The sequence below is a fragment of the Clostridia bacterium genome (genome assembly GCA_035561135.1).
Classification (GTDB): Bacteria; Acidobacteriota; Terriglobia; order Terriglobales; family Acidobacteriaceae; genus DATMYA01.
The window spans coordinates 1-12,792 of the sequence record DATMYA010000045.1; the positions used below are offsets into that span (position 1 = coordinate 1).

10 protein-coding genes are annotated in these 12,792 nt (G+C 58.8%); all 10 read right to left on the reverse strand.

Annotation, left to right across the window (positions count from 1 at the left end; translation table 11 throughout):
• A partial coding sequence (locus tag VN622_08515; GenBank protein ID HWR35893.1) for a hypothetical protein occupies nucleotides 1-2,136 on the reverse strand: 2,136 nt, incomplete at its 3' end.
• A gap of 289 nt (nucleotides 2,137-2,425) precedes the next feature.
• Nucleotides 2,426-3,595 (reverse strand): hypothetical protein, encoded by a 1,170-nt coding sequence (locus tag VN622_08520; GenBank protein ID HWR35894.1) that lies wholly within the window; start codon nucleotides 3,593-3,595, stop codon nucleotides 2,426-2,428.
• Nucleotides 3,595-4,239, reverse strand: a complete 645-nt coding sequence (locus tag VN622_08525) for a cytochrome c (protein HWR35895.1) — start codon at nucleotides 4,237-4,239, stop codon at nucleotides 3,595-3,597. The genes VN622_08520 and VN622_08525 overlap by 1 nt, the downstream gene beginning before the upstream one ends.
• A complete protein-coding gene (locus tag VN622_08530) occupies nucleotides 4,236-4,769 on the reverse strand; it encodes a DUF3341 domain-containing protein (protein ID HWR35896.1) in 534 nt (177 codons plus the stop codon). The genes VN622_08525 and VN622_08530 overlap by 4 nt, the downstream gene beginning before the upstream one ends.
• Entirely contained in the window at nucleotides 4,762-6,195 is a 1,434-nt protein-coding gene (gene nrfD / locus VN622_08535) for an NrfD/PsrC family molybdoenzyme membrane anchor subunit (protein HWR35897.1), read from the reverse strand. The genes VN622_08530 and nrfD overlap by 8 nt, the downstream gene beginning before the upstream one ends.
• Nucleotides 6,188-9,208, reverse strand: coding sequence for a Fe-S-cluster-containing hydrogenase (locus VN622_08540; GenBank protein HWR35898.1), 3,021 nt, complete (start codon nucleotides 9,206-9,208; stop codon nucleotides 6,188-6,190). The genes nrfD and VN622_08540 overlap by 8 nt, the downstream gene beginning before the upstream one ends.
• An 8-nt stretch (nucleotides 9,209-9,216) precedes the next feature.
• The gene (locus VN622_08545) at nucleotides 9,217-9,954 is read right to left on the reverse strand and encodes a cytochrome c3 family protein (GenBank protein ID HWR35899.1); all 738 of its coding nucleotides are present in this window, start codon (nucleotides 9,952-9,954) and stop codon (nucleotides 9,217-9,219) included.
• A 3-nt stretch (nucleotides 9,955-9,957) separates the two neighbouring features.
• On the reverse strand, nucleotides 9,958-10,725 hold the full coding sequence (gene narI / locus VN622_08550) for a respiratory nitrate reductase subunit gamma (protein ID HWR35900.1): 768 nt from the start codon (nucleotides 10,723-10,725) through the stop codon (nucleotides 9,958-9,960).
• Entirely contained in the window at nucleotides 10,722-11,282 is a 561-nt protein-coding gene (locus VN622_08555) for a hypothetical protein (GenBank protein ID HWR35901.1), read from the reverse strand. Before VN622_08555 ends, narI begins: the two co-directional genes overlap by 4 nt.
• A 2-nt stretch (nucleotides 11,283-11,284) precedes the next feature.
• Nucleotides 11,285-12,775 carry a nitrate reductase subunit beta gene (gene narH, locus VN622_08560; protein HWR35902.1) on the reverse strand — a complete coding sequence of 497 codons (1,491 nt, stop codon included), beginning with the start codon at nucleotides 12,773-12,775 and terminating at the stop codon, nucleotides 11,285-11,287.
• Nucleotides 12,776-12,792 lie beyond the last annotated feature (17 nt).

Sequence of the window (12,792 nt, forward strand, 5' to 3'; positions counted from 1 at the left end):
GCGACCGTCCCAGGCACTATTCCACTGATAGGTGTGATCGGGGCTGATGCGCACCGCGCTTTTGGTTACAGTGCCCGTCGCGGTAACCGTCGTGCGCGTGTTGGCCGCGTAGTTGTCGTACGAATAAACGACACCGGGAACGGCCAGACCGAAGGTGTGCATGAAGGCAGAGCCCGCACTATTGTCATTTCTCGGCTTCGAATCCTTGCGTGGCTCTGGTCCAATTTCAAGCCGCGCCTGCGGACGCGTGTCGTCGGCCCGGTACGGCTGGATGTCCTGCGCTCGACGCGACTGCACGTCTTGCGCCTTATTGGGCCGCACGTCCTCTGCCTGGTACGGCCTTACATCCTGCGCCTGATCTCGCTGGATTTCCGTTGCGCGGTACTGCTGCACATTCTGCGCCTGCGTTAGCTGCACGTCTTGTGCTTGAGTGCGACGTACATCCTGGGAACGAAGGCCGCGCACGCTATCCGCCTGATAGGTCTGCACTCCGTTGGCCTTGGTACCTTGAACGGATTGCGCACGATCTCGACCAATAGCGTCGGGCGTTTTGGTGGCAACACTGTCTGCCTGCTTTCGGTCGATGCCCTGCGAGTTCCTGCGTTGCACGTCCCCAGCCTGGCGCTTTTCAATTTCTCCTGATTCAAATCGACCGACCGGCGCGCCGCCGTCGCTTCCGGCATCGCCCGATTGGAACCGCTGCGGGGTCTGAATCGGCGATGTTGCCCGTACCTGCTCGGCGTGGATCTCGTTCATGCGCTGGTAGACGGCCTCAAGCACATCCTGGTTGGACTTGCCCTGTTTGCGCAGTTCGGCCGCATAGTCCTGCATCTGCTTCTTAAGCTCAGGGGTCTCCGCAATCATCTTGTTGATTTCGCCGGAGCTGAGCGGTGGAGTTTGTGAGCCGTTGCTGGCGTTCTGCCGGCCTTGGACACGCGTGTCAACGGTCACCCGGTTGACTGCGGCGAATTGGCGGATGGCCAGTTCGATCTGATTCTCGCTTTTTCCCGAAGCCTGCATAGAGCGCACGATTTCCTGCGCCTTAGGCACGAGTTCTGGGTGCGAACGGATGAAAGCCACGGCTTCCTGAGCCGAAATCGGCGGCTCGTCGTTGGACGATTCCAGCGTCGGGGGTGGAGGCGTGGGCTCGGAAGCCTTGTTTAATTCGTAGTAGTTCTTCTCGCCCGCCTGCACTCGCTCCACATAATCGCGTACGCGTGCTTGCAGCGATGCGAGTTGCTGCTGTGTTGGATTGGCGGCTCGTGACAGGTTGAGCGCTTCGTCGCGCAGGCGCTTGCCCGCCGCGGCGAGATCCTTACCAACTTGACTCAACTGTAGATACGACTGCACCTTCTGCGAAGAGGCGCTGCTCGCCCTTTCGTGTGCGGCGATCATGAGTCCGTTCGCGCGATCGCCTGAATTTCCGGCGTCCGCGTAAAGGCTCGCGGCCAACTGCGTCAGAGGCTTGGCCGCACAGCCGTCCTGGAAACCGCGAGCAAAGTCCGGGCCAGATATCTCGGTGCGCACCTCGTAATCAGGTTTCTTTCCATCGGCACACGAGAGTTCGGACTCTTGGCGACCACGTTCGTAGTTTGCCTGACTCGTCTTGCCCTCCGCCGGCAGGTGCATCACCGGTAGCGGTTTCGTCGCGTTCTTCTTCGCCCATTCGGCCAGGGCGCGAACGCAACCGTCGTAGTAACCGTTAACGTACGGAACGTGGTTGAAGAACTCCTCAGGAACAGTGATTGTTCGGTTCAGGTTCGCGGAAGACATGCAGCCGATATAGCCGTCCATGTCGCCCGAAGTGTACAGGTCCTTCCCTGTCGGGTTCACAGGAGTCGTATTGACGGGCGGTTGCGGATTACCAGTTCCAGGCCCTTGCTGATTCCCCTGCTGGCAGGCCGCTGCTGGGCCGCCCGCGAGATTGCATCCAGTGATCCAGCCTGAGACGAACCCTGCGCTTGCCTGGTTGCCTACGGGAACAGTGGGGCGGCAAACAGTCCGGCAGGCGTTGTACCCGACCTGCTGTCCGCGCGCCCGATCGGCGTCGATCTGCCCGGGGCCTTCCGCGACGGCCGCGGCAGCCACCATTGATATCAGTATGGCGAAGATGAACCGTAAACATGATCTTGGCAAAAAAACTCCTCGGGCACATGTCGCCATGAGTGCGACACCCGTGCGCACAAAACCTATTGGATTGTTGTTGAACAAGAATCTCGCCGAGCACACCCACTCGGCGTCGTGGTAGGGAGATACTAACTAGGCGCCGTCGCTCAAACAAGACACCAAAGTCACCTAGTGACGACGGGGTATTCAATTTGGGAATATCGGATTGCTCTTGTCGGCTTGTCGCAGGTGGCAGGGATCGTACCGGCAAGGCTCGGCACGGCTACTGCCATCCACGCGTAATTGCAGGAGTATTTCCTTAGGCATGGTATTCGACACTCTCTGCCAAGTATGGATCGCGGATGGGGACAGCAGGTGCGCTACCGAACGCTCGGAAGAAGCTAATGCCGAATAGGCCGACCGCAGTCGCTACGCATCCGAACTCCCAAAGCCCTATGCGAGGCTGAGCGCCCGCGGGTGTAGGACCGATCATCAGGTAAAGATCGAGCCATCGGCCCGCGAGCAGCACCAAAGAAACTTTTGTAAGTACGCCTGCATTTTGCTTGTTCAACTTCGGCAGAAGCGCGAAGAATGGAATTACCCAGTTGAGCGCGAGATTCAGCAGGAAGAGTGGCTGCCAAAACCCATGCAGCCGCTGCACGTAATACCCGGTTTCTTCCGGGAGATTCGCATACCAGATCAGCATGTACTGACTGAACCAGAGGTACATCCAAAAGGTACTGAAGGCGAACATCAGTTTGCCGCAGTCGTGCAGATGATGGCGGTTGATAACTGCGTTCAAAGGCTTGCGCTTTTGCAGCCACACCACCGTCAGTGTCATCGCCGCGAGACCACTGACAAACAGGCCAGCGAAGTTGTACATACCGAAAATCGTACTGGCAAAATCGGGTTCGAGCGACATGATCCAGTCAACGCTCGCCAGCCAGAAGGTGATCGCAAACGCGACGAGAAACGCAGCGGAGATTCGAACGTTGGTTCTCGTATGTGCGAACAAGCCATCCCTGTCTTGCTTTCGTGAACCACGCAAGAGGGCAAGTGCAAAGCCGATCCAGATGAGCAGGTACAGCACAGCCCTTGCGCGGACGAACGTGATGCCGAGCCACCAGTGCCGGAACGCCGGCAGCTCGTGTTGAACTTCCGGGCGGCTCCATGGGTAGAGCGACGGATGAAGTAGCAACACCGACAGGATGCCTATTCCTCCGATGGGCACAAGAAGTGTCATCGCCTCCGGAATTCGCCTCAGCGCCACCCCCCAGCTTGCACCGGTAACGTACTGCAACGCGATGAATACCGCGCCCGCAAGTCCCAAGGCGAGCAGGTAGTAGCTGACGAGGAGAATGCTCGCCCAGGTGCGATCCGCAGACACGAACAATCCGGCGAGAGTCAGGATCACGCCAATGAGGGCTACCAGCCGGAAGCCCCTTGTAACAGCATGAGGCGCATCGTAGTGAAACTCTGACGAACTCATCACTTGCCTCCTGCTGGAGCAGTAGCGTTCTGCGAGATACCGCTTTGTGCCGTGCTCGCCGTCTTTGCTCCTGCGGCCTGTACGGAACGAACATAGGTGATCACGTTCCAACGGTCCTCCGTGCTGAGCTGGCCTGCATACGAAGGCATGTTGTTTTGTCCATAAGTGAGAACGTGAAACATTTGCCCGTCCTTCATCTGTAGGGCATGAGGGAGTAAGAGGGATGGCGGAGGCGGGAAGCCACGCTGCGCTACTGGCCCCATGCCTGTCGCGTCGGCGCCATGGCAAACAGCACAGAAGTTCCCATAGACATTTGACCCGCGCTGAATGGAATTCTCGTTTCCGCTGCCTAAGGGGTTAACGAGTTCGTTGCCGGCTCGCAATGCATCTGGCTGTGCTGCCGTGTAATGAAGGGGAAGGTGCTCTCGCGCGATGGTGCCTTGCGGGGGCTGCTGAAGCGTCTTCCCGTCTGAGAAGTTCGGGTTCTGTGAGTAAGCGCTGTAGCGAGCCGAGTGGGCCATATCGGGCAGGAATTCATAGTTGGTATTCGCCGTGTTACTACGCAAGAGCCAACTCGAGGTCACAATCGCGGCTAGAGCAGAAAGCAACGCGGCATTCATCAGCACTCGAAAGGTCGAGTTCATGCCATCACCTCGTCGACCAGCTGTTCCCTCACTTGAACCGCCCCGAGTTGATACAACATGGCAGTAACAGTTCTGACGTCGAACGTGGAGTCCGTTTGTTCGAGCACGACTGCGAAGCGGTCATCCGTGAGCCCTGCGATTGGCAGAACCGCCCTCTTTCCAGGAAAGAGTCGGCATACCGCAAAGAAGGCCAGCACGGCAGAAACGGCCGCGAACAAGACCATTACTTCAAAAGTGACCGGGACGAATGCCGGAAGCGAGTTAAACGGTTTGCCGCCAACATTGAGCGGCCAATCCTGTGCAGTCGTCCAGAACTCGAACCATACCTTCAGCCCCGCCCCTAGGAGGCCGAGCGCGAACACGATCCAGGGAATTCGCGAAGGCGGTAGTGCCATCGCGTGTTCGATCTCATGACTGGAATGAGGACCGAACACATCGACCACCTTGAGTCCTTTTTGCCGTGAAGCCTCTATGGCCTCGACGGTCTGCGTCTCGCGCTCGAACACTCCGATCAATCTTCGGCTAGACATGAGCAGCCTCCTTCGGCAGCTCTTGCTGACGATCAACGTGAGAATGAGGCCACGTTCGCTGCAGCACTCCCTTGACCTCCGCAACTGCGATCACCGGCAGGAATCGGCAAAAGAGAAGAAAGCAAGTAAAGAACAGCCCGAAGCTCCCGAGCAGCGTTGCGACTTCGATTTGGGTGGGCGCGTAGGTGGACCAGTTTGCGGGCAGGAAATCGCGGTGGAGCGACGTTACGATAATGACGAAACGTTCGAACCACATTCCTACATTCACCAACAGCGAAATCAGGAAGATGGCAGCAACGGTGCGTCGGACACGACTGAACCACAGCACCTGCGGAACAACAACGTTGCATGTGACCATCGTCCAGTATGCCCACGCGTAGGGGCCGAGCGCACGATTGACAAAGACAAACTGCTCGTAAGGGTTGCCGGAGTACAGGGCGGTGAAGAACTCCGTGGCGTAGGCAAGTCCGACGATGCCGCTGGTGGCGATCACGAGCTTGCACATGGCATCGAGATGTCGAATAGTGATGTAGCTTTCGAGCCGCATCAACTTGCGAGCTATGATCATCAGCGTCAGCACCATGGCCATTCCGCTGAAGATCGCGCCGGAAACGAAGTACGGTGGAAAAATCGTCGCGTGCCATCCGGGCAGCACTGCGGTCGCGAAGTCCCAACTGACAATGGTGTGGACGGAGATCACCAGCGGAGTGCCGAGCCCGGCAAGCATCAGGTAAACGACTTCGTACCTCTGCCAGGTGCGATACGAGCCGTTCCAGCCTAGCGAAAGAAAGCCTGCAAGTCGCCGGCGCCAGGGCGATTCCGATTTATCCCGAATCGTCGCGAGATCCGGCAGCAGCCCGATATACCAGAATGTTGCGGAAACGGTGAAGTACGTCGAGATCGCGAAGAAGTCCCACACCAGTGGCGATCGAAAATTGACCCAAAGCGGGCCGCGGAAGTTTGGGTACGGCATCATCCAATAAGCGAACCAGGGCCGGCCCGTGTGAATGATGGGGAAGATGCCTGCGCACATCACGGCAAAGATCGTCATTGCCTCGGCGGCGCGGTTCACCGACGTGCGCCAGCGCTGCCGAAACAAGAACAAGATGGCCGAGATGAGCGTGCCGGCGTGGCCGATGCCGATCCAGAATACAAAGTTTGTGATGTCAAACGCCCAACCGACAGTCCGATTGAGGCCCCAGGTGCCAACACCAGTAGCAATCTGGTAGGTAATCGCCGTTGCTCCCAAGGCAAGGAGCGCCAACGATGCTGCCAGCGCGGCGTACCAGAGACCTGTCGGCCGCGCCTCCATCGGCGCGAGCACATCGCGCGTCACCGAACTCAGCGACTTGAGTCCCTCGATCAGAGGGTGGGCAATCGAATCGGATGCAGGTTCCGGACTGCGAGCAATCGCAACATCAGCCATTGTGCCCACCTCCCGGCTTTTCATCGCGGTTGCGCACTACGGTTAGATAACCGACAGCAGGACGGACATTGAGTTCGGACAAGACCCGATAACGCCGCGGATCACGCATCTTGCGGCTCACCTCGCTCTTGGGATCATTGAGATCGCCGAAGTAAATGGCACGCGCCGGACACGATTGCTGGCACGCGGTCTGGACTTCCCCGTCTGCGATCGACGTCCCCCGCCGCTTCGAATCGATCTTCGCGCCCTGAATGCGCTGAACGCAGAAGCTGCACTTCTCCATTACGCCGCGTGAACGGACGGTCACATCCGGATTCAGCACCAGGTTCTGGAGCCGATCATCGTGCGCGTAGTTGAACCAGTTGAAGCGGCGCCCCTTGTAGGGGCAATTGTTGGCGCAATAGCGCGTGCCGACGCAGCGGTTGTAAACCTGCTGCGAGAGCCCATCTTCGCTATGAACCGTAGCCAGGACCGGACACACCGTTTCGCACGGAGCGTTCTCGCACTGCTGGCACATCATCGGCTGGTGTGCGACGTCAATGCGCCCATCGGGCCGCTCTGCGTAATAACGGTCGATGCGCACCCAGTGCATTTCGCGATTGCGCCGTACTTCGTCTTTGCCTACAACCGGGATGTTGTTTTCCGCCTGGCAGGCGATCACGCACGCCGAACAGCCTGTACATGCTTGCAAGTCCACCACCATCGCCCAACGCGGACCTTTGTAGGGATGGTCGGCTGGCCAAAGGTCCTCGCTGGCCTCATGCTCATGCACTCCAGACTTGCCGTCTTCGAGAAACGCCGCGAGCGTTGTCTCCTGAATGATTGGTCGCGACTCCGGACTGAGCTTTGCCAGCCCTTCCGGCGCCCGCAGCGTGTGATGGGTCTGCGTGGATGCAAGCGGTTGCCGGCCGCCAGTCCTGCTCACGGCGACTACGGACTCCATCTGCGCAGCTCCTCCGGCAAAGTGAAGGAATCCCGCGGCGTTCTTGCCAACGAAACCGTCTGCTCCGACGCTCGGAAGCGCGTCGATCCAGCGAGGTCCGATTTCAGCAAAGCGCCTACTCAGCACGCTGCCGTATCCGAGCGCGACCGCAACCACGGCGTCGTGCTGACCTGGCTGGACGTAGGCCGGCAACTCGAGCAACGCGCCCTCACGGCTGATGCGCACTACATCGCCTTCGCTTATGCCCAATTTCGAAGCCGTCGCCGGCGACAGACACGCGTAGTTGTCCCAGGTGATCTTCGTGATGGGATCGGGCAGTTCATGGAGCCACGGATTGTAGGCTTCACTGCCGGCCAGCATCGCAACCTTGGGGTAGAGCACGAGGGCGTATGCACCGGCCGGTGGCGCGGGTGCTGGCGCGGCCGGCTTGACTGTCGCAAGATTGAAGCTCCTGGCAGGAGAGCTAAGAGGTTGCACATTCGCGCCTCCGTCATGGACGGTGCGCTCCCAGAATGCGTCGAACTCTGCGAACTGCGATTGTCGGGGGAAGATATTGGTGCGCCAGTATTCGCGGACTATTTGGTAATCGGTGGCCGGTGCGTCGCTCCAGGCGGACAAGGTTTCGATGAGAGTTCGCGTCTGTCCCAGACGTTGAACGGTCGGCTGCATCACCGCGACGTTGCCGGCCACCGGTTCCGCATCCCGCCAGGATTCCAGTGAGTGCGGCTCCGGGAGAATGTAGTGCGCCAGCGATGCAGTCTCGTCCACCCTCTGGGCAAAGCTGACGACCAGCGGAACGCGCTTGATAGCCGCCGCTGCTGGCAAGTCGAATACAGGATTCACACCGGCGATGAGCAGCACCTTCACCTTCCCCTGCTCAATCTCCTCCAGCAACGCGATTAGCTCACGGTCATTCCCGGAAGCCTGGTACGAAGGCTTGTCGATCTCGACCGTGCTTCCGGAATTACCGAGCAGGTGATTGATGAAATTCACCAGCACCTGCTCTCGAATGTCCTGCGACCCGCTGACAACGAGGCTTCTGCCGCGCGCCTTCCAGAGTCGCTGCGCGACGGTCTCGACAAAGGCTGCCGGCACCGATGTTTGGGCAACCTGCGGAGCAGCCACGGCTTTGCCGGCAGCCGCGGCTATGCGGTCGGCGAGCTGCTGAAGTATTGCCGTGCGTTCGTGCGGCGAAACCGCGTACCGCTCATCCGCCTTGCTGCCGGTCACCGTCATGCGTGACTCGAACTGCACGTGCCAGGACACGCGAGGCTTTGGCCCCTCAAGACTTCGTCCAGCGCGATACGCAGCGGTGAACTCTACCGGCGATATCCACGTACCGAGGAAATCGGCATCGACAGCAACGATGACCTCGGCGCGATCGAATCTGTAATGTGGGAGCACGCGCGAACCATGCGTCTGCTCGTGGGCATCGAGGATTGCCGAATGCGACAACGGGTCGTACACGACGTGTTTGGCGTCCGGAAAACTCTGAAGAAACTTTCCTATGCTGGCGCGTTCGGTGGGACTTGTAATAGAACCTGTGACAAACCGGACCCGGCCCTGATTCGTACGAACGTCGTTCAATGCCTTCGTGATTTCCCGGTCTATCGCTTCCCAGGTACTGCTCTTCCCTGAACTTAGCGGTGCCGTGAGGCGTTGCGAATCATAGAGGCCGAGCAGAGAAGCCTGACCTATCGCGCACAACCCGCCGCGAGATAACGCATGGCCGGGATTGCCCTCAAGCTTGATTGGGCGGCCGTCACGCACCTTCGCGAGTACGCCGCATCCCGCCGAACACCCGCCGCAAGTCGTCGCGTACTGTAACGACGTGCCGGGCACAATCTCTTCCGGCGGCATGAGCATGGGAATAGCCTTCTGTACGGGAGCCCGGCTGCAACCGGTTGCGACGGCAGCTGCAGTGAAGCCGGCAACTCGGAGGAAATCGCGCCGCTTAAGCATCATCGCGCCGCGGGGCAGTTCTTCGGGGAACTCGCTTTCTACGCCTGCCACATCGGCATCGCGCTCCTGCGGGCTTCTCCAGTAACGGTTCTTTTCAGGTTCAGTCACGCTGCTCCTCAGTAGTGGCAGGTCGCGCAATCGGTCGAGGCATACACCTGCCTCGTCGCTTGCTTGACGCTCGCAGCCGCAGGCGCGGGTGCGCTGGTGAAGTTTCCCTTGCCGTCGAGCCCATTGCGGTTAACGCCCCGATGACAGTTGACGCACCATCCCATGCTCAAGTCACCGGTCTGTCGTACGCGCTCCATCGTTTCGACCGGGCCATGACAGCTCTGGCAAGCCACGCCGGTATTCACATGGGGGCGGTGGTCGAAGTACACAAAATCCGGCAGGTTATAGACCTTTGTCCATGCGAGCGATTGCTGCGCTTTGCCCGGCTCTCGCTGCAGTTTGTCGTCTAGCGCAAGCGCATCGTAGATCTTCTGGATCTCAGGCGAGACAATGCGGCGCGGAGAACGCTTCTCCTGCTGCGCAAGTTCGTCCTCGGCCCTTATTGCCCCGCGTGTGGTGGTTACGAACCGGTGACAGTTCATGCATGTGTTTGCCGTTGGGATCCCGGCGTGACGGCTGCGCTCTGCGCCGGAGTGGCAATACAGGCACTGGACGTTCAGTTCGCCTGCATGAAGACGGTGAGAGAACGCGATCGGCTGTGCCGGCTCATATCCGGCTTGGTTGCCGGGCAAATGTACCGTAGCTAGATTGGGTGCCGCAGTGAGCAATGCGAAGCCCAGTGCCACGAGCAGCAGGATCGTTGTAACGGAACTGCCCGCAACGTGCTTCAGTCGTTTCATCACCATGGCTTACCTCTTCGCTCCGGAGGCTCTTGCAGTTCTTATCGCAGCGGTCGTTGTTGTAGCGCTGCGCTGAATCCATATCGGGTCCATGCGTCGTATTCCGTACCAGCGAGCTATCTCTGGCTTGCGCCACAGATACGGAAACGGAACTACGAGGGCATGGACGAGACGCGTGAACGGGAAGAACCCGATCACAAGCCATGCGTTCACAATGTGCAGTTTCACGACCCAGGGCAACGTGGCAAGGTAAGACACGTTTGGGTTGAACTTGAAGATCGAGAGGACGTAGGGCGTTGCCGATGTTGCGAACCAAGAGGAACCCCAGGGGTGAAAGACAGCGATGTAGATCCCTGCAGCCGCCTCGACGACCAGCAACGTGAGCACAACCCAGTCTGCTGCGCTTGTTACCCGACGCGCCCTGCTCGTGAAAATCCTGCGATGCACCGCGCTGCATAGTCCAATGAGCGTCATCAGGCCAAAAACCAGCGCGCTCAGTTCGAGCACGTAAAGCCGTGCCGGACGGCTGTTCCACCAGAGCACTTGCTGGGGAAGCAATAGTCCGATAAGGTGCCCGACGAATAGCGAGAGGATGCCGTAGTGGAAACTCACCAGCCCCCAGAAGTGCTCTCCATTCTCAAGAAACTGCGAAGAGAGGCTGGAGTACGTAAACGGGCTTTTCCGGTAACGCTGAATGCTGACCAGCAGAAATGTGAAGAGGGCGACATACGGCAGAACAGCGAAAGCCAGCAAGTCGAAAAGCGGAGCATTCGTCACAGCGTCACCTCCTGCGGCAATATGGGCAATTCGACCTTGGTCTCGGGCGGCGGGATATCAGGGAAATCCAAGTTCAGAAGTGCGGCAAGCGATTGCAGCAGCTTTTCATACGGATTATTCTTTCCGCGCATCGCCTCCCACATCTTCATCAACGCGGGGAGAACAATGGCGCACACGAAATCCGCGCCGCGCTCGCGCTCGATACGGGGAAGCAGACGGAGCGCATACGTCAGGTGGTCCGGAAGCTCGCCGCGCTCCGGAACGCCAGCCGCACGCAGTTCTTCACGCATGCGAACGAGCAGCAGCCCGCGCTCATAGTTTTCGCCAAAGAGATGCCAACCGAGTTCCAGCGAGCACATTGGGTTCAGGTCGAATGTTTGAGTGAACAGCTCTTGTTGCACCTGAAGGGAAAGGGCCTCGATGCAACTGGCAAACTCAACGGCCTGCACCGAACATTCGACTGGCATCTCCTCCCGGAAAGCCCGAACCGCAGCGGTATACTCCTGGTCGGGGTATGTCAGCACCTTCGCCATAGCCTCGTAGCCCGTTCGATACATGTCTACATCCCCCTCTGCGGCGCGCCGACGAACCCAAAGCCGGTACTTGCCTTGTGTTCGTTGGGATCTTTCATCATCTCCAGCGCCTCTTCGCGGTGCATCGGCGGAATCACAAACCGATCATCAAAGGTGCAGAGCGAAGTGAGCTGATAGATCGCTTCTGCCTCCTGCTGCGAACAATCCGCCTCTGCGAGCATCTTCTGAGCTGTTTCCATGCTGATGTCGCCGACGGTTACAGCCCGCCGGTACCAGCGCACCGCCTTTTGCTTTCGCAACGCGTAGCGCACCTTGCTCTCCTGGTTGCAGCCAAGCAACCTCGCAAGGTATGCGATGGGCACCCGTGAACTCTCAATGTCATGGAAGAAGTCGGTCGTATTGTGGTCGATGATGTCGTTTTCCTTGTTGGCCATGACCGGCGACATCGGCGGCACGTAGAAAAGCATTGGCAGCGTGCGGTACTCGAGATGAGGAGGCAGGGCCATTTTCCAAATCTTTACGAACTTGTAGACCGGCGACTTCTGCGCCGACTCGATTACCGAATCGTGAACTCCGTTGGCGCGAGCTGCCGCAATCACTGCTGGATCGAACGGATCCAGAATGAGGGAGCGTTGTCCCTCCACGAGTTGATCATCCGGAAGCTTTGCGACCTCCTCGATTCGGTCGGCGTCATAGAGCAGCACGCCAAGGTAGCGAATGCGACCGACGCACGAATGGAAGCAGGCCGGTGCCTGTCCGGTCTCCAGGCGCGGAAAACACAGGATGCACTTCTCCGACTTTCCGGTAGACCAATTGAAGTACGTCTTCTTGTACGGGCATGCGGCTACGCACGCGCGCCATCCACGGCACCGTTGCTGGTCAATCAGCACGATGCCATCTTCGCCGCGCTTGTAGAGCGCACCTGATGGGCACGCGGCCACGCACGCGGGATTCAGGCAGTGATTGCAAATGCGAGGGAAGTAAAAAAACACCAGCCGTTCGGTGGCAAACAATTGCTCCCGTTGCTCCGGTGTCAGCGCGTCGAGATTGGGATCGTTTGCGGCATACACAGGTGAGCCGCCGAGATCGTCGTCCCAGTTCGGACCGGCTTCGATGTTGATGTACTCGCCTGTGACCATCGAGATCGGCTTGGCCGTCGGCTGGTCCGAACCCTCTGGAGCGTTGAAAAGGTTTTGATAGTCGTAGGTCCACGGCTCGTAGTAGTCGTCCATGGTCGGCTGGTTTGGGTTGTGAAATATCTTGAAGAGCGCGTCACCTTTGTTCTGCGACTTCAGCTGAATCTCGTCGCCCTTCTTCTCCCAGCCGCCGTTGTACTTCGACTGGTCTTCCCAAGTCGTGGGATAGCCCGTCCCGGGCTTGGTTTCCACGTTGTTCCACCACATGTATTCCGTACCGCGACGATCGGTCCAGATGTTCTTGCAAGCGATGGAGCACGTGTGGCACCCGATACACTTGTCCAGGTGGAAAACCATTGAAACTTGCGAGCGCACGTTCATCGTCATTTCCCCTTACG